This window comes from Bradyrhizobium sp. GCM10028915, from assembly GCF_042666195.1.
In the GTDB taxonomy this organism is placed as follows: Bacteria; Pseudomonadota; Alphaproteobacteria; order Rhizobiales; family Xanthobacteraceae; genus Bradyrhizobium; species Bradyrhizobium canariense_D.
In genome coordinates, this window is the sequence record NZ_JBHTFN010000008.1 from 204596 (window position 1) to 222108 (window position 17513).

At 63.6% G+C, this 17513-nt stretch carries 18 protein-coding genes; 4 read left to right on the plus strand and 14 right to left on the minus strand.

Annotation, left to right across the window (positions count from 1 at the left end):
* Window positions 1–34 precede the first annotated feature (34 nt).
* Window positions 35–484: a hypothetical protein gene (locus tag ACFQX9_RS06910; RefSeq protein ID WP_377787370.1), complete on the plus strand. Its 450-nt coding sequence runs from the start codon at window positions 35–37 to the stop codon at window positions 482–484.
* A 490-nt stretch (window positions 485–974) separates the two neighbouring features.
* Window positions 975–2297 carry a hypothetical protein gene (locus ACFQX9_RS06915; RefSeq protein WP_377787373.1) on the plus strand — a complete coding sequence of 441 codons (1323 nt, stop codon included), beginning with the start codon at window positions 975–977 and terminating at the stop codon, window positions 2295–2297.
* A gap of 96 nt (window positions 2298–2393) precedes the next feature.
* On the opposite strand, the gene ACFQX9_RS06920 is transcribed toward ACFQX9_RS06915, so the two are convergent.
* From ACFQX9_RS06920 to ACFQX9_RS06930, 3 genes are read right to left on the minus strand one after another with little or no spacing between them, the layout of a single operon-like run.
* Window positions 2394–3608, minus strand: a complete 1215-nt coding sequence (locus tag ACFQX9_RS06920; protein ID WP_204511506.1) for an RluA family pseudouridine synthase — start codon at window positions 3606–3608, stop codon at window positions 2394–2396.
* Window positions 3609–3664: 56 nt separating this feature from the next.
* A complete protein-coding gene (locus ACFQX9_RS06925; RefSeq protein ID WP_247370509.1) occupies window positions 3665–4996 on the minus strand; it encodes a replication-associated recombination protein A in 1332 nt (443 codons plus the stop codon).
* Complete coding sequence (locus ACFQX9_RS06930) at window positions 4993–6399, minus strand: DegQ family serine endoprotease (RefSeq protein ID WP_247370508.1); 1407 nt, start codon at window positions 6397–6399, stop codon at window positions 4993–4995. Before ACFQX9_RS06930 ends, ACFQX9_RS06925 begins: the two co-directional genes overlap by 4 nt.
* A 310-nt stretch (window positions 6400–6709) precedes the next feature.
* Between ACFQX9_RS06930 and ACFQX9_RS06935 the strand changes: the two genes are divergently transcribed.
* Together ACFQX9_RS06935 and ACFQX9_RS06940 are read left to right on the plus strand one after the other, a co-directional pair.
* The gene (locus tag ACFQX9_RS06935; protein WP_247377506.1) at window positions 6710–8323 is read left to right on the plus strand and encodes an OprO/OprP family phosphate-selective porin; all 1614 of its coding nucleotides are present in this window, start codon (window positions 6710–6712) and stop codon (window positions 8321–8323) included.
* An 81-nt stretch (window positions 8324–8404) separates the two neighbouring features.
* The gene (locus ACFQX9_RS06940; RefSeq protein WP_204511510.1) at window positions 8405–9418 is read left to right on the plus strand and encodes a zinc-binding alcohol dehydrogenase family protein; all 1014 of its coding nucleotides are present in this window, start codon (window positions 8405–8407) and stop codon (window positions 9416–9418) included.
* A 31-nt stretch (window positions 9419–9449) separates the two neighbouring features.
* Here the strand turns inward: ACFQX9_RS06940 and ACFQX9_RS06945 are convergent, their stop codons facing one another.
* The 11 genes from ACFQX9_RS06945 to rpsE all read right to left on the minus strand — a co-directional run bounded on the left by ACFQX9_RS06945 (window position 9450) and on the right by rpsE (window position 17467).
* Window positions 9450–9743, minus strand: coding sequence for a DUF1330 domain-containing protein (locus ACFQX9_RS06945; RefSeq protein WP_204511511.1), 294 nt, complete (start codon window positions 9741–9743; stop codon window positions 9450–9452).
* A gap of 9 nt (window positions 9744–9752) precedes the next feature.
* The gene (locus ACFQX9_RS06950) at window positions 9753–10541 is read right to left on the minus strand and encodes an SDR family NAD(P)-dependent oxidoreductase (RefSeq protein ID WP_204511512.1); all 789 of its coding nucleotides are present in this window, start codon (window positions 10539–10541) and stop codon (window positions 9753–9755) included.
* Window positions 10542–10700: 159 nt separating this feature from the next.
* A complete protein-coding gene (gene rplQ, locus ACFQX9_RS06955; RefSeq protein WP_018456461.1) occupies window positions 10701–11117 on the minus strand; it encodes a 50S ribosomal protein L17 in 417 nt (138 codons plus the stop codon).
* Between the two features lie 120 nt (window positions 11118–11237).
* Window positions 11238–12269 (minus strand): DNA-directed RNA polymerase subunit alpha, encoded by a 1032-nt coding sequence (locus tag ACFQX9_RS06960; protein ID WP_007603046.1) that lies wholly within the window; start codon window positions 12267–12269, stop codon window positions 11238–11240.
* 111 nt (window positions 12270–12380) lie between these two features.
* Window positions 12381–12770 carry a 30S ribosomal protein S11 gene (gene rpsK / locus ACFQX9_RS06965; RefSeq protein WP_007603045.1) on the minus strand — a complete coding sequence of 130 codons (390 nt, stop codon included), beginning with the start codon at window positions 12768–12770 and terminating at the stop codon, window positions 12381–12383.
* A gap of 122 nt (window positions 12771–12892) precedes the next feature.
* Window positions 12893–13261: a 30S ribosomal protein S13 gene (gene rpsM, locus ACFQX9_RS06970; RefSeq protein WP_018456460.1), complete on the minus strand. Its 369-nt coding sequence runs from the start codon at window positions 13259–13261 to the stop codon at window positions 12893–12895.
* Between the two features lie 186 nt (window positions 13262–13447).
* Window positions 13448–14341, minus strand: a complete 894-nt coding sequence (locus ACFQX9_RS06975; protein WP_204511513.1) for an adenylate kinase — start codon at window positions 14339–14341, stop codon at window positions 13448–13450.
* 264 nt (window positions 14342–14605) lie between these two features.
* Window positions 14606–15937, minus strand: a complete 1332-nt coding sequence (gene secY / locus ACFQX9_RS06980) for a preprotein translocase subunit SecY (protein ID WP_007611601.1) — start codon at window positions 15935–15937, stop codon at window positions 14606–14608.
* 152 nt (window positions 15938–16089) lie between these two features.
* Entirely contained in the window at window positions 16090–16575 is a 486-nt protein-coding gene (gene rplO, locus ACFQX9_RS06985; protein ID WP_027518586.1) for a 50S ribosomal protein L15, read from the minus strand.
* Window positions 16576–16647: 72 nt separating this feature from the next.
* On the minus strand, window positions 16648–16854 hold the full coding sequence (gene rpmD, locus ACFQX9_RS06990; protein ID WP_018456457.1) for a 50S ribosomal protein L30: 207 nt from the start codon (window positions 16852–16854) through the stop codon (window positions 16648–16650).
* 25 nt (window positions 16855–16879) lie between these two features.
* On the minus strand, window positions 16880–17467 hold the full coding sequence (gene rpsE / locus ACFQX9_RS06995; RefSeq protein ID WP_007603037.1) for a 30S ribosomal protein S5: 588 nt from the start codon (window positions 17465–17467) through the stop codon (window positions 16880–16882).
* Window positions 17468–17513 lie beyond the last annotated feature (46 nt).

A 17513-nucleotide genomic window follows, 5' to 3' on the forward strand; every position in this document is an offset into this window, starting at 1 on the left:
GTAAGAGCGACGACCGATAAAGCGAGCGGCAGGTATGAGGGAACTCGCGGGCATTGCGGCTCTCCTTGCCGGGTTTTGGCCGGCCGCGGCGCAGGCCGGCTTTCGGACTCCGGAATCGGTGGTCCGCAACGTCTACGCTCATTACGGCCAGGGCGCGCCGGAGCTCTCAAAAGGCCTGCCGCAGGATGGCGCGACCGCCCGGCAATTCTTCGACCCCTCGTTGCGCAAGGTGTGGTCCGCGCCGCGGGTCGAGCCCTACGATTTCCTGGTGCAGAGCCCGAGCTGGAAGCTCGGCCCCGTCGCGATCGCGGTCGTTCGCAGGCAATACGACAAGACCTATGTCGCGGCGAGTTTCGACAATCGCGGCCGGCCGCTCCGGCTGAACTTCATCCTGGTGAACGGCCCGGAGGGCTGGCTGATCACGGATGTCGAGAGCACGCACGACAGCTTGCGGATGTTTCTCGAGCAGTTTCGACTGACGTAACCTAGCCGATCTGGCGTTCGTCGCCAGCCATGTCTTGCAGAAGGAAGCAATGACTACATGCGACTATTGCAGTGGGACTTATAGAGCCTGAGCGATAGAGGACGGGCTTATCGTAAGGTGCTTTGTCACTCAAGGCGGAGAGCATTGCTCAGTTGCTTCGATGGAGCGTCTTTGAGGTGCGGCAGGTTGCGTCAGCATGTCCCGGCAGGTTACACACAGGACAGAGATTTCCTCCGCCGAAAGCCCGGGCCCAGCGCCTTCCGTTCCGTCTGCAGGAATGGCGAAAGTCACGGGACCAAGGCCGTCGATCTGGCCAAGGCAATAGACGTTGCGCGCGAGAGCCACTAAAGGTTTGGAAAAGAGCTGGTGGACAATCAATACCGGTGAGCTTCGCCGATGGCCGCCACAGCCGACGTCAGATCAGGCTAGTTTTGGTAGCTCCCACCTATCATGGGCAAGAACGAGTCAGCTTTGGATGATTTGCTAGAGGATGGACCAGGAGACATCGAGCAAATGGCTATTGCAGCCGATAGAGGAATGGTCGGGAAATAAACAGCCCGTCACGTCCGTTCTGTTGGGCATTTTGGTGTGTTCCGGCGCCATCATGATCCTCTTGCATGGGATCGGGCTCGGATCGTGGTCAAGCGCCGCAGTGCTAATTTGCCCGCTGGTCGGTCTTGTCGCCGTGGGCCACTTCCGGAATACGATCTGGGATTCCGTCTTCCTCCTGTTCGTGCTTTGGCTTGGCATTTCTACCGTCGTCAACGGCCCAGGGCCTCTGAAGGAGGAAATCCTATTTATCCTCACCTTGGCGGCTTATCCCGCAGCTCGGTTGTCTGGAACGACCGGGCGACCATTTTTCGCGGTGCTCGGTCTGGTCGGGTTCCTTGGCCTGGTATGCATCGTCGTGGCGCTCCGAGATCAATGGAGCGATCTCCACGGGAAACCATTGGTCTTCGGCACTTTTGATGCCGCTCCGGCCCAGATTTCCGTTTGCTTTGCTCTTCTGCTGGCTGGTCTCGTCGCCTCACACCTCAATCGCTTATGGTTGGTTATCGGCTACATATGTGCCGGCGTGGTATTTGCCATCTTGGCGGCGTCACTCCTGCGTTTTTCGTTTGTGGCGCTGCTGTGCACGTTAGCCTGCGAAGCTGCTATCTCTCGCCGCACCCGAACTAAGGCACTCGTCGCCATCTTGGTGGTTTCGACCTCCTGGGCCGCCGGGTATTACACTCGCGTCGCTACCGCCGAGCGTCTCGCCGTCGCCATATCGGCTTCTCCTCCTGCTGAGGTGGGCTCTCCCGCTCAGGTGGGCCCTCCTGCTCAGGTGGGCGCTCCGGGCGAGCTCGGTCCTCGGGGCGACGTCGGTCCTCGGGGCGAGGTCAGTCCTCAGGCTGAGGTCGTTCCTCAGGCTGAGGCGGGCCCAGCGCCGTGCGGCGACCTAAAACAATATAATTCTGTCCTGACACGAAAGAAGCTCATCAGCGACGTGGCCAGCGCCATACCTCGTGCGGGGATCTTTGGTCACGGCCTTTCGAGCTTCACCCAGATGACATGCCTGGGCATGGAAACCCACCTCAGCCTAGCCCAGGTTGTCATTGAGTTCGGATGGGTGGCTGGCGTGCTGCTTGGATTTATAGCGCTTGGAGCGCTTGCCATGACCGCCCGCTTGGAACGAGCCGAGGCCAGATTTGCCTTTATGGGCTTCCTTTTCGTGGCAATGCTAAGCTTTGCTCATGGCGATTTGGCGCGAGACGGGCTGCTTTTCCTGTTCTTGGGCTACCTGGTACGAATTTCGGAGCCGCAACCGTAGCGCTGGTATTTCGTCGTCGGGATCCCGCAGTGGCGTTTGACCGGTTTCGCAAGCGGTAGGAATGACGTAGCCAGCCAACCTGCGCGCCGCACTTAATTACTCTTCCGGCGCGTTCTCGATCGGATCAAACCGGCTCGCATCGAGCCCGAGCAGGTTCCATGACTGCTGCATGTGCTGCGGCAGCGGCGCGGTGGCATCAATGAAGCCGCCGCGGGGATGCGGGATGACGATGCGGCGCGCCAATAGGTGCAGCCGGTTTTGCAGGCCGCCCGGCAGTTGCCAGTTCTCGATGTTGAAATATTTGGGATCGCCGACGATGGGGTGGCCGATATGCTCCATGTGGGCGCGCAACTGGTGGGTGCGCCCCGTCACCGGCTTCAGCGACACCCAGGTCAGCTTGTTACCGGCGGTTTCGACCACCGCATAGTATGTCACCGCGTGACTTGCGCCCTCGTCGCCATGCTGGGCGATGCGCATGATGGTGTCGTCCTCGCTCTCCTCCTTGGCAAGGAAGGTCGAGATGCGGCCCTGCTTCGGCTTCGGGAGCCCCGGCACGAGCGCCCAATAGGTTTTTCGCGCCGACCGCGAACGGAAGGCGCCGGTCAGATGCGAGGCGGCAAAGCGGGTCTTGGCGACCAGGAGGCAGCCCGACGTCTCCCTGTCGATGCGGTGCACGAGGCGCGGCTTCTGGCCCTTGGAATCGCGCATCACCTCCAGCATCTGGTCGATGTGTCGCGTCATGCCCGAGCCGCCCTGCACGGCAAGTCCGGCCGGCTTGTTCAGCACGAGAACGTCGTCGTCCTCGTAGATCGTCATCTCCTTCAGCGCGGCGAGCGTCTTTTGCGCCGCCTCCGACTGCGGGTTGGGTGCCTTCGGCGTGTCGAGCTTCAGCGGCGGAATGCGGACGCTCTGGCCCTCCTCCAGGCGGTCCTTGCTGTCGACGCGCTTGCCGTCGACGCGCAGCTCGCCTTTGCGAACGACGCGCTGGATGTGGGAGAACGACAGGCCGGGAAAGTGCGCTTCAAGGAAGCGATCGACGCGCATGTTGTTCTCGTCGGCCGTCACCTTGACGGTCTGCACCTTGGTCGGCAGCAATACCTCGACGGGCTTTGCCGGTGCAGCCTTTTCCGGTTCGGCTTTGGGCGCGCGCCGCTCGACGCGCTCGCTCGCAAAGCGCGGCGGCTTCGCACCGGGCTTGCCGCCCGGCCGCAGCCCAGCAGGCTTCGCGCTGCGCGCCTTGAACGGGCGCGCCTCCTTGCGCTCATCGCGCGAACGGGGCTTTGGATCGGTTCTTTTGATGCGGCGGCTCATGGTGCCTGCGTAGCTCAAATGCAGCCTCGCGTCACGGCGAAATGGCGATTTTGGCTTCAGCCACCCCGCTCCTTCCGCAACTTCGCCCAATAATCCAGCCGCTTGCGGATCTCCCGCTCGAACCCCCGCTCGGGCGGGTCGTAGAAGGTCTGGCGGCCCAGGGCTTCCGGGAAATAATCCTGGCCGGAGAAGGCGTCGGGCGTGTCGTGGTCGTATTCGTAAGATGCGCCGTACCCTTCCGACTTCATCAGCTTGGTCGGCGAGTTGAGGATGTGCTTCGGCGGCAGCAGCGAGCCGGCCTGCTTTGCGACCTGCATCGCCTTGCCGAAGGCGGTGTAGACAGCGTTCGATTTTGGCGCGGTGGCGAGATAGACCACCGCCTGCGCGATCGCGAGCTCGCCCTCGGGATGACCGAGGAAGTCGAAGGCGTCCTTGGCCGCGTTGGCGATGACCAGCGCCTGCGGATCGGCAAGCCCGATATCCTCGACCGCCATGCGCACGACGCGGCGGGCCAGAAACAGCGGGTCCTCGCCGGCATCGAGCATGCGCGCGAGATAATACAGCGCAGCATCGGGATCGGAGCCGCGCACCGACTTATGCAGCGCCGAGATCAAATTGTAATGGCCGTCGGCCGACTTGTCGTAGATGGGCGCGCGACGCTGCAATATCTCCTGCAACTGCGCGGCGTCGAAAATCTCGTCCTTGCGCGCGGCGCGCCAGACTTCCTCGACGAGCGTCAGCGATGCGCGGCCGTCGCCATCGGCCATGCGCACCAGCACGGCGCGCGCTTCCTCGTCGAGCGGCAGCTTGCGGCCCTCGACCTCCTCGGCATGCGCAAACAGCTTTTCGATCGCGGCCGCGTCGAGCGAGCGAAACACCAGCACGCGCGCCCGTGACAAAAGCGCCGCGTTGAGTTCGAAGGAGGGGTTTTCGGTGGTGGCGCCGACCATCACCACCGTGCCGTCTTCCATGACCGGCAGAAACGAATCCTGCTGGGCGCGGTTGAAGCGATGCACCTCGTCGACGAACAGCAGCGTGCCCTTGCCCATCTCGCGGCGTGCACGCGCGGCCTCAAAGGCCTTCTTCAAATCGGCAACGCCGGAGAACACCGCGGAGATCTGCTCGAAATGCAGATCGGTGGCGTCCGCGAGCAGCCGCGCCACCGTGGTCTTGCCGGTGCCGGGCGGGCCCCAGAACACCAGCGAGCCCAGCGTGCGCGTCTCCAGCATGCGCGTGAGCGCGCCGTCGGGACCCAGGATGTGATCCTGGCCGACGACCTCCGAGAGCGCGCGCGGCCGCAGCCGATCCGGCAGCGGATGTGGAGCCTCGTGATCGAGCCCCGCCGCGGCGAAGAGAGTTGGCGTCTCCTGTGGTCGCTTCGGACTCATCCGCCCAGCGTGACGTTGATCTGCTGGCCGCCGCGCACCAGCGTGATGCGCCAGATGCGCTGGCGCTCGGCCGCCGCCTTTTCGAGATCGCTGGTCTTGCTGATCTTTTGGTTGTTGACCGCCAGGATGACGTCGCCCTTCTGGAAGCCGACATTCGCGGCCGCACTGTCGCCGCCGAGATCGGTGACCACCACGCCTTCGGTATCGGCGTCCAGATGCAGCTCGTCGGCGAGCGCCGGGGTGATGGTCGAGACCTTCGCGCCCTGGAGCGGCGAGCGCGCGGTGATGACGAGCTCGTTGCGGCCGGCATCGGGCGCGGCGTCCAGCGCCACCGTCAGCTTGACCGGCTTGCCGCCGCGCTGCACGTCGATCTGCGCGGTGCCGCCGAGCGGCCGTGTGGCGAAGCGATAGTCGAAAGCGTTGGGATCATCCACGGTCTGGCCGTCGATCGAGACGATCAGGTCGGAGGATTTCAGCCCGGCCTTGGCCGCCGGCCCGTTCGGGACAACGCTTGCGACCAGCGCACCGGTGGGCGAACGCAGGCCGAGACTCTCGGCGATCTCCGGCGTCACCGCCTGCAACTTCGCCCCGAGCCAGGGCCGCTTCACCGCCTTGCCGCCGCCCTTGGCGGAGGCGACGACGACGCGCACCATGTTGGCGGGGATCGCGAAGCCGATGCCCTGCGAGCCGCCGGAGCGCGAATAGATCGCGGTGTTGATGCCCGCGAGCCTGCCGTTCATGTCGACCAACGCGCCGCCGGAATTGCCAGGATTGATCGCCGCGTCGGTCTGGATGAAGAACTGGTAGTCGGTGATACCGACCTGCGTGCGCGCCAAGGCCGAGATGATGCCGTGAGTCACGGTCTGGCCGACGCCGAAGGGATTGCCGATCGCCAACACGACGTCGCCTACCATCAGCTCGTCCGAATTGGTAAATTCGAGAGCCGGAAACTTCTCCTTGGTGTCCTTCAGACGCAGCACCGCGAGATCGCTGCGAGAGTCCTTCAACACGATCTCGGCCTCGAACTCACGCTTGTCCGACAGCGACACCTTGACCTGGTCGGCGCCTTCGATGACGTGGACGTTGGTGACAACGAGCCCCGACGCATCGACGATCACGCCCGAACCGAGCGAGCGCTGCACCTGCTCCTGCTGCTGGCCGGGCACGCCGAAGAAGCGGCGGAAGATGGGGTCGTCGAGCAGCGGGTTGCGGTTCTGCACCACCTTGGCGGCGTAGACGTTGACAACCGCCGGCTGCACCCGCTGCACGATCGGCGCATAGGACAGCCGCAGTTCGGCGGGCGAGGACGGCACACGGCGGTCCTGCGCGGCGGCCGGATTGAAGTTGGCCGAAAAAGCTATGCACAGTGCCGTGACGACGGCGGTCCAGGTCGATCGAAACATTCCTACCTCTTGGAAAAGACGCCGGAATATAGGCGCGTTCGCCCCCCATTAGAAGGGCGCCGGCGGCATATTCGACCCACCTTTGGCGTGTCCGGCCTGCAAGCTGTGCGTGCGAAATAGCAATTTGCCGGGGCTGTGGATTGGCATGATGTGCGTCATCTTGCATGGTGGTGCAAGGCGGATTCGGTTGCGGCGAATTTACACCAGTGGGAACCGCGCAACCGGCCGCAGCGTCGCGGGGTAGTCATCGATCAAACCTAGGCTCTCCGCCAGCGACTTGGGGAAGTTCGTCAAACGATGGAGTCATGACGTGAGCAGGACAAGAATTGCAGCCACGGCGATGGGTCTCGCCGCCGCACTGGCAGCCTCGCAGGCCCAGGCCCAATCGGCGAGCAGCAGCGACCAGGAGATCGCGCTCCTGAAGCAGCAGCTGAAGATGCTGGAGCAGAAGCTCGACAAGCTCCAGAGCCAGACCGCCGCGAATACCGCGGCCACAGCCAAGGCCAGGCTTGAGGCGAAGGCGGAGGCGAAAGCCGAAGCGCGTTCCGAAGCGAAGGCCGCCGTCGCCAACGCCAACGCGGCGATCCCGCTCAAGGGACCGGCGCCCGCATCCGGCGTCGTCGTGACAATGCCGAACAACCGACCGACCATCTGCACTGCCGATGGGGCTAACTGCGTCGGGATCACAAGCCGCGTGCATTGGGATGTCGGCGGCTACGACTATCGGCCCAACACGGCGGCGACCGTGCCGCAAAAGCTCGACAGCGGCGAGAACGTCCGCCGCGCCCGCATCGGTGTCGCCGGCAAGTTCTTCCACGACTGGAATTTCGCGCTGGTCTACGACTTCGGCGGCTCCTCCGACGGGTTTGGCGGCGCAGCTCCGGGTTCGCTGCCCGGCGGCGGCGTCTCCGGCATCGAGAACGCCTATCTCAGCTATACCGGCCTGAAACCGTTCGGCGGCAAGATGGCCATCGAAGGCGGCATCATGGACCTGCCCTACACCCTCGATGAGGCCACGAGCTCCAACGACATCATGTTCATGGAACGCGCCTCGGCGGGGATCGTCGCCACGAGCATCGCTGCGGGCGACTTCCGTTCGGCGGTCGGCACGCGCTGGTACAACGACGTGTTCTGGGCTGGCGCCTATGTCACCGGTCCCGCCACCGGTGCGATCCACTCAGCGTCGAGCGTTGCGCCGAACGGCACCACGGAACAATACGGCGCGGTCGCGCGTGTCGCCGGCCAAGTCGTCAGCGGCAAAGACTACTCGGTCCATCTCGGCGGCAATGCCGAATGGCTGATCCAGCCGACGCGCAATCTGGTGACGGGTGCACAGACGGTGACGCTGAACGATCGTCCGGAACTGCGCATCGATCCCACGGCGCTGGCTACGACCGGCGCAATCGCCAATGCCTCCGGCGCGCAGGTCTACAGCGTCGAAGCGGCCGCCACCTATGGACCGCTGATCCTTCAAGGCGAGTATTTCTGGTACAACATCGATCGCAGCGCCAATACCGGCCTGCCGCCGCTGGGTGCGCCAAGCCTCAAATTCCAGGGCGGCTATGCGCAAGCCGGCTACGTGCTGACGGGCGAGGGTCGCAGCTATAATGCGGCCAATGCGGCCTATGGCGGCGTCAAGCCGGCACACCCGTTCTCCCTCGAGGGCGGCGGCTGGGGCGCGTGGGAGGTCGCGGGACGCTTCTCCACGATCGACCTCAACGATCAACTCGGGACCGCAACCGGCATCGCAGGCGGCCGGCAGACCGTCTACACGGCAGCGCTGAACTGGTATGTCAACGGCAACGTCCGTTTCATGCTGGACTATCTGCATGGCACGGTATCGAGGCAGGCCACGCCGATCTCGACCGCTGATGTCGGTTCGAAGTTCGATGCGGTCGCGATGCGGACGCAGTTCGCGTTCTAGGTCTCGCTTGTCATCCCGGGGGCGCGCGAAAACGCGAACCCGGGACCCGGCATCTGCAACACTATCTGAAGGAGACAAGCCATGAAGGCCGTCGGCTACAGGAAGTCGCTTCCGATCGAGGATCAGGACGCGCTGTTCGATTTCGAGACCGCCAAGCCCGAACCCAAGGGCCGTGATATCCGCGTGGCTGTGAAGGCGATCTCGGCCAATCCGGTCGATTACAAGGTGCGCAAGCGCGCAGCCCCGCCCGAGGGCGAGACCAAGATTCTGGGCTATGACGCGGCCGGCGTTGTCGACACCGTCGGTCCCGACGTCACGCTGTTCAAGCCAGGCGACGAGGTATTTTACGCCGGCTCGATCCTGCGCCAGGGTACCAATTCTGAATTCCACCTCGTCGACGAGCGCATCGTTGGCAACAAGCCGAAGAGCCTGTCGTTCGCGCAGGCCGCCGCCCTCCCGCTCACCTCCATCACCGCCTGGGAATTGCTGTTCGATCGGCTCGGTGCGGTGCCCGGCAAGAGTGTCGATCCGCGCACGCTCTTGATCACGGGCGGCGCTGGCGGCGTTGGCTCGATCCTGATCCAGCTCGCCCGCCGCCTCACCGGGCTGACGGTGCTCGCGACCGCGACGCGGCCGGAGTCGCAAAAATGGTGCCTCGGTCTCGGCGCGCATGCGGTGATCGACCACGGCCAACCGATGAAAGAGCAGGTCGAGAAGCTCAAGCTGCCGCCCGTCGCGCTGGTGGCGAGCCTCACATTCACCGACCAGCACTACAAGAGCATCGCCGAGTTCATGGCGCCGCAGGGCAGATTCGGCCTGATCGACGATCCCCCGGAATTCACTGTGAGCGCGTTCAAGGGCAAGGCCATCTCGGTGCATTGGGAATCGATGTTCACGCGCTCCTCCTTTCAAACCGCCGACATGATCGCGCAGCATCATCTGCTCAACGACGTCGCCGACCTCATCGACAAGGGCGTCTTGCGCACGACGCTCGACCAGACCTTCGGCACCATCAACGCGGCCAACCTCAAGCGCGCGCATGCACTGCTCGAGAGTGGCAAGTCGCGCGGCAAGATCGTGCTGGAGGGGTGGTAGCGGCCACTCACTCCGTCATGCCCGGGCTTGTCTACGGTGCCACGCCCTCGACAAACAGCAGCCGACGCTCCAGCGCCGTGTGCCGCAGCTTCAGCGCCTCGGCGTACTCGGCCGAGGCATACCATTCCTGCGCCCGCGCCATCGATGGGAACTCCACGATGATGATGGTCTTGGGCGGCGGGCCGCCCTCCACCAATTCGGCGGCGCCGCCGCGCACGAGATAGCGGCCGCCATATTGCGCGATGGTTGCTGCGGCCAGCTCGCGATAGGCTTCCATCGCGGCTCTGTCGCGTACCTCAACCTCGGAGATCACATAGGCCGGCATCCGCAGGCCTCAGGCAATCGTATTGATGATGCCGCCCTCCGCACGCAACGCCGCGCCGTTGGTCGCCGAGGCTTCCTTCGAAGCCGCATACACCACCATGTTGGCGATCTCATCGACGCTGGCGAAGCGCTGGAGCAGCGAGCTTGGGCGATGTTGTTTGACGAAATTGGCCGCGGCCTCATCGACCGACTGGCCGTTCTGCTTGGCAAGATCCTTCACGAACGTCTCGACGCCCTCCGACATTGTGGGGCCCGGCAGCACGGAATTGACGGTGACGCCGGTGCCCCGTGTGAGCTGCGCCAGGCCCCGCGCGACCGAGAGCTGCGCCGTCTTGCTCATGCCGTAGTGGATCATCTCGACGGGAATGTTGAGCCCGGACTCCGAGGAGATGAAGACGATTCGGCCCCAGTTGCGCTTGAGCATGCCTTTCATATACGCACGCGAGAGACGCACGCCGCTCATCACGTTGACCTCGAAAAAGCGGCTCCAGTCCTCGTCCGGAATGTCGAAAAAGTCCCTCGGCTCGAAGATGCCGGCATTGTTGATGAGGATGTCGACGTCTGGCAGCGCCGCGGCCAGCGCCTTGCAGCCCGCCGCGGTCGAGACGTCGGCGGCGATGCCGCGGACCTTTCCGCCCGCCCCTTCCAGCTTGCGCACGGCCGCATCGACCTTGTCCTGGCCGCGTCCGTTGATCACGACGCTCGCACCCGAGCCGGCAAGGCCCTTGGCGATGGCGTGGCCGATGCCGGCAGTCGAGCCGGTGACGAGGGCGTTCTTTCCGGATAGGTCGATGTTCATGCGTGATCTCCGTTGATGCTTGCGGAGATATTGGGCGCTGCCGGCACGATAGCAATCGGCACTCACCGACGCGTGAGGAGCGGGACGTAACCAACAGGACGGCCAATAAAAAAGCGGCGCCCGAAGGCGCCGCTTTCTGAAAACTCTCTGCCGGTCGGCTTATGCCGCCTCGGCTTCCTTTTCCTGCACCGGACCGGAATCCAGGCCCTTGGCATCGACATCACGATCGACAAACTCGATCACGGCCATCGGGGCGTTGTCGCCGTAGCGGAAGCCGGCCTTGATGATGCGGGTGTAGCCACCCTGGCGATCCTTGTAGCGGGGCGCGAGCGTGTCGAACAGCTTCCTGACCTGATCCTTGTCACGCATCTCCGAGATGGCCTGACGGCGCATGGCCAGCCCGCCCTTCTTGCCGAGGGTAATCAGCTTCTCGACGATCGGACGCAATTCCTTCGCCTTCGGCAGCGTGGTGACGATCTGCTCGTGCTTGATCAGCGCGGCGCACATGTTGGCGAACATCGCGCGGCGATGCTCAGCGGTGCGGTTGAGCTTGCGATGAACCTTGCCGTGACGCATTTATCTATTCCTTGAATTTCATTCGTCGCGACGGTTCGTCGGACCAGTTGCTCAGGTGGGCTGCCTGCGTTCGCCCGCTAAGGCGCGATGAATTCGCGCCTTAGCCTGTTGTCGTTCGGATCAGTAGTGATCCTCGAAGCGCTTGGCGAGCTCGTCGATGTTCTCCGGCGGCCAGCCCGGCACTTCCATGCCGAGGTGCAGACCCATCTGGGCCAGCACTTCCTTGATCTCGTTCAGAGACTTGCGGCCGAAGTTCGGAGTGCGGAGCATTTCCGCTTCGCTCTTCTGCACGAGGTCGCCGATGTAGACGATGTTGTCGTTCTTCAAGCAATTGGCCGAGCGCACCGACAGCTCGAGCTCGTCCACCTTCTTGAGGAAGGCCGGGTTGAAGGCGAGGTCCGGGATGATCTCCTGGGCGACTTCCTTGCGCGGCTCTTCGAAGTTGACGAACACGTTGAGCTGATCCTGCAGGATGCGCGCCGCGTAGGCCACGGAATCATCCGGCGTCAGTGCGCCGTTGGTCTCGATCGTCATGGTCAGCTTGTCGTAGTCGAGGATCTGGCCCTCGCGGGTGTTCTCGACCTTGTAGGAGACCTTGCGGACCGGCGAGTACAGGCTGTCGACCGGGATCAGGCCGATCGGTGCGTCCTCGGGGCGGTTGCGCTCGGCGGGAACGTAGCCCTTGCCGGTTGCGACCGTGAACTCCATACGGATCTCGGCGCCCTCATCGAGCGTGCAGATCTGCAGGTCGGGATTGAGCACGACGACGTCGCCCACGGTCTGGATGTCGCCGGCGGTGACGACGCCCGGTCCGGACTTCTTGACGACCATGCGCTTGGGGCCTTCGCCCTGCATCTTGATCGAGATGTCCTTGATGTTGAGCACGATGTCGGTGACGTCCTCACGAACGCCCGCGATCGAGGAGAACTCGTGCAGCACGCCGTCGATGTGCACCGACTGCACTGCCGCGCCCTGGAGCGAGGACAGCAGGATGCGGCGTAGCGCGTTGCCGAGCGTCTGGCCGAAGCCGCGCTCGAGCGGTTCGGCGACGATGGTCGCGAAACGGGTCGGATCGCTGCCGGGCTGTACCTGCAGCTTGTTCGGCCGAATCAGTTCTTGCCAATTTTTCTGGATCGTCACTGTTTCACCCATACAGGCCAGTCAGACTGCTGTTGCAGGCACTGGCGTTGGAGAAAGGCCGCAGATCATTTCCACGGCTTTGCAAAAAATCATCGCGGGCGCCAATGCGCCCGCAATCTGGTATCAAACGCGCCGACGCTTACGGGGACGGCAACCGTTGTGCGGGATCGTGGTCACGTCGCGGATCGAGGTGACGGTGAAGCCCGCGGCCTGCAGCGCCCGGAGCGCCGATTCGCGGCCCGAACCGGGACCGGCGACTTCGACTTCCAGCGTGCGCATGCCGTGCTCCTGCGCCTTCTTCGACACGTCCTCGGCGGCAACCTGTGCGGCATACGGGGTCGACTTGCGCGAGCCCTTGAAGCCCATCGTGCCGGCGGAGGACCAGGCAATCGTGTTGCCCTGCGCGTCGGTGATGGTGATGGTCGTGTTGTTGAACGACGAGTTCACGTGCGCGACGCCGGAGGCGATGTTCTTGCGCTCACGACGACGAACGCGGGTGGCTTCCTTGCCCATAGACTACCTTTCCTGAAGATCTCAACGCCGCCGTAATGCCAGCGGCTACACCTGTGGAACGAAAGGCGCGTGGCGAACGGGTCATCCCCGGGTCGCCACACGCCGTGATTGGATGCGAAAACTTACTTCTTCTTGCCGGCGATGGCCTTGGCCGGACCCTTGCGCGTACGCGCGTTGGTGTGGGTACGCTGGCCACGCACCGGCAGACCGCGACGATGGCGCAGGCCGCGATAGCAGCCGAGGTCCATCAGACGCTTGATGTTGATGCCGACCTCACGACGCAAATCGCCCTCGACCATATAGTCGCGGTCGATCACTTCGCGGATCTGGAGCACTTCGGCGTCGCTGAGCTGATTGACGCGACGATCCACCGGGATCTTCACCTTCTCCAGAATCTCACCGGCGATCTTCTGACCGATGCCATGGATGTACTGGAGCGCGATCAGCACGCGCTTGTTGGTCGGGATGTTCACGCCGGCAATACGGGCCACGGCCTTCTCTCCTGTCGCCAATCCCTCGTCAGGAATCGGGCTTTAAGTGCTTGGTTTCTCGGGCAGGTGTTCACAAACGCGAACACGACGCCCACCCCTGGTCTTCCTGGGGCCCGGCATCGTTTGAAACTATCCGACTTGGATGCGGGCTTATTAGGGGATTCAGGGGGCTTTCGTCAACCGCTGCTAGCGCTTAGCTCGCCTTTTCGTGACCTTTTTTGCGGCCTTTTTGGCACCTTTCTTGACAGCCTTCCTGGCGGTCTTCTTGGCTGCCATCTTCTTTCCTGCCTTCTTGGCGGCTTTCTTGACGATTCTCTTGCCCGCCTTCGTAGCCTTCTTGGCCGCCTTCTCGGATTTGGCAGCCTTTTTGGCCGCTTTCGCAGACTTTTTGGCCGATTTCTTCGCCGCCTTGGCCTTTCTGGCCGGGGCCGCCTTTGTCGCACTCCGGGCGCGCGTCTTGCCATGTGCCTTGCCATGCGTCTTGGGCTCGACCGCCCCGAGCGCCAGGAGCTGGCGATGGATGGCGCGGGTGACCTCATCGATGGCCATCATGCCGTCGATGGTCGAGAGCTTGCGCCGCTCGGAATAGTAGTGAATCAGCGGTTCCGTCTGGCTGCGGTAGCTGGCGAGTCGCTTGGTCAGGACCTCCGGGGTGTCATCGAGCCGGACCTCTTCCCCGCGCTCGCGCATCTGGGCGACGCGAGTCTCGACGCGATTCAGGAGCGCGCTTTCGTTGACGCGGAGCTCGATCACGGCATCGAGCTTGAGGTGCTTGTGCTTGAGCAGCTCATCCAGCGCCTCGGCCTGCGGCACGGTCCGCGGGAAACCGTCAAGGATGAAACCGTTTTTGGCATCCGGCTGATCGATCCGATCGGAGATGATCCCCACCACGACATCGTCTGGCACGAGACCGCCGCTGGCCATGATCTCCTTAGCCTTGAGCCCGACCGGCGTTCCGGCCGCCACCGCTGCACGCAACATCTCGCCGGTCGAGAGCTGGACGATGCCATAGCGCTGCACCAGCAGCTGCGCCTGGGTGCCCTTGCCCGATCCCGGTGGCCCCAGAAGTATAATTCTCATCGGCGTACGCCCCCCGATTGGTGCGCGATACGTCGCGCGCCCGTGTTTTGAAGTCCAGTTACAGTGCAAATCATAATCAGCGCCGCACCGCTACCCATATCATAGGGGAGCAAATGGCCGGACGCCAAGAAGCCTTTGAGATCAATGCTTGCACGACAGGAAGAGCGACTCTGCCGAGGCGACCGAATGGCCGGCTCGCCGTCCGCGCGCATTGCACGCGCGGCGAATCGGCGGCGCAATCGCGCCGCCCGAGGGACGCCGCGCTTAACGGCGGCGGCCGCGCAGCTTCGACTTCCGGATCAGGCCTTCGTACTGATGCGCCAGGAGATAGCCCTGCACCTGCGCCACCGTGTCCATGGTGACGCTGACGACGATCAACAGCGAAGTGCCGCCAAAGTAGAACGGCACCGACGCGTAGGAGATCAGGATTTCCGGAATCAAGCAGACGATCGCCAGATACACCGCGCCGAGCACGGTAATCCGCGACAGCACGTAGTCGATATATTCCGCGGTACGCTCGCCCGGGCGGATACCCGGAATGAAGCCGCCGTGCTTCTTCAGATTGTCCGCGGTCTCGGTCGGATTGAACACGATCGCGGTGTAGAAGAAGGCGAAGAACACGATCAGCGCCAGATACATGATCAGGAACAGCGGACGGCCGTGGCCGAGCTGGGTGTTGATCCACTGGAACCATTCCGGCCCACTGCCCGCGTTGAAGTTCGCGACCGTGGTCGGCAGCAGCAGCAGCGAGGACGCGAAGATCGGCGGGATCACGCCCGAGGTGTTGAGCTTGAGCGGCAGATGCGAGGACTGCCCCTCGAACATCTTGTTGCCGACCTGGCGCTTCGGATACTGGATCAAGAGCCGGCGCTGGGCGCGCTCCACGAACACGATGAAGGCGATCACGGCCACCGCCATGATGATGACGACCAGAATCAGGCCGGTCGACATCGCACCCTGACGGCCGAGCTCGAGCATGTTGGCGAGCGCCGCGGGCAGCTCGGCGACGATGCCGGAGAGAATGATCAGGGAAATGCCGTTGCCGATGCCGCGCGAGGTGATCTGCTCGCCCAGCCACATCAGGAACATGGTGCCGCCGGTCAGCGTGATCGCCGTCGACAGGCGGAAGAACATGCCGGGGTCGCTGACGACGTTGCCAGCGCCTTCGAGGCCCACCGCAATGCCGTAGGACTGGAACGCGGCCAGGATCACCGTGAGATAACGGGTGTACTGGTTCAGCAGCTTGCGGCCGGACTCGCCTTCCTTCTTCAGCGCCTCGAGCTGCGGCGAGACGGTGGTCAGGAGCTGGATGATGATGGACGCCGAGATGTACGGCATGATGTTCAGCGCAAAGATCGCCATGCGGTGAATGCCGCCGCCAGCGAACATATTGAACATGCCGAGGATGCCGCCCGCCTGGGAGCGGAACACCTGCTCCCAGATGTTGGGATCGATGCCGGGCAACGGGATGTAGGTCCCGAGCCGATAAACGAGCAGCGCGCCCAGGGTGAACCAGATGCGCTTCTTCAGTTCGTCGGCCTTGGCAAACGCACCGAAATTGAGATTGGCTGCCAGTTGTTCCGCTGCAGAGGCCATCTTGGACTTTCTCCCGCCGCTTATTGCGCCGTTATGCCCGCGGCCGGGCTACATTATACCGGACACCGGACATTATCTGGGGCTACGGCTTCGATAAGTCCATCGTCCCGCGTGCGTAAAGGCCCGCGAGCCGCGGGCCGATGACGCAGTTGTTACGCCGCCTCGCCTTCTTCCTTGGCAGGCGCGAGGATCTTCACCGAGCCGCCGGCCTTCTCGACTGCCGCGATCGCGGTCTTCGAGGCGCCGTGCACTTCGATGTTGAGCTTGGCCTTGAACTCGCCGCGGCCGAGCAGCCGCAGGCCACCCTTGGCGCGGCGCAGCACGCCGGCCTTGACCAGGGATTCGACGTTCACGACGCTGCCGGCGTCGATCTTCTTGGCATCGACCGCATCCTGGAGCCGGTCGAGATTGATCTCGGCGAACTCCACGCGGAAGATGTTGTTGAAGCCGCGCTTGGGCAGACGGCGATGCAAGGGCATCTGGCCGCCTTCGAAACCCTTGATGCGCACGCCCGAACGCGCGGTCTGGCCCTTGCCACCGCGGCCGGCCTGCTTGCCCTTGCCCGAACCAATGCCGCGGCCGACGCGCATACGCTTCTTGCGCGAGCCGGCATTGTCGGCGATATCGCTGAGCTTCATCGCCCTGCTCCTTGTTTCTTGCGCATGACCTTCACCGAAAACGGGTCCCGCTTCGGGATCGTGCGCCTTTGCTTACTTCTCGTCGACAATGCGAACGAGATGGTGAACTTTCAAGATCATGCCGCGGACCGCCGGGGTGTCCGGCAGTTCGCTGATGCGGCCGATCTTGTTGAGCTTGAGCCCGATCAGCGTCGAACGCTGCGAGTGATGGCGGCGGATCGCGCTGCCGGTCTGCTCGAGCTTGATCGTCTTTGCGGTCGTAACGGCACTCTTGGCCATAGGCGTCTACTCCGAAAAGCTTCCGTTATTCGGCAACCGCCTCGGCGTCACCACCGATACGGCGGGACTGGAGGGTGGACACCTTGATGTTGCGGCGGGCAGCGACCGAGCGCGGCGAATCCTGATGCTTCAGCGCATCGAAGGTCGCGCGAACCATGTTGTACGGGTTCGACGAGCCGATCGACTTCGCAACCACGTCCTGGACGCCGAGCGTCTCGAACACGGCGCGCATCGGACCGCCGGCGATGATGCCGGTACCGGCCGGAGCTGCGCGCAGGTAAACACGGCCCGCGCCATGACGGCCGGCGATGTCGTGATGCAGCGTGCGGCCCTCGCGCAACGACACGCGGGTCAGGTTGCGCTTGGCGGATTCGGTTGCCTTGCGGATCGCCTCGGGCACTTCGCGCGCCTTGCCGTGACCGAAGCCGGCGCGGCCCTTCTGGTCGCCGATCACGACCAGCGCTGCGAAACCGAAGCGCTTGCCGCCCTTGACGACCTTGGCGACGCGATTGATGTGGACGAGCTTGTCAACGAACTCGCTGTCGCGCTCTTCCCTGCGTTCACGTCCGCCGCCGCGTTGATCGCGTCCACCACGTTGTTCGCGTTCTGCCATGGTTTTTCCAGTCCTTCAGAGGCTTACGCCTCAATCCTCAAATTCT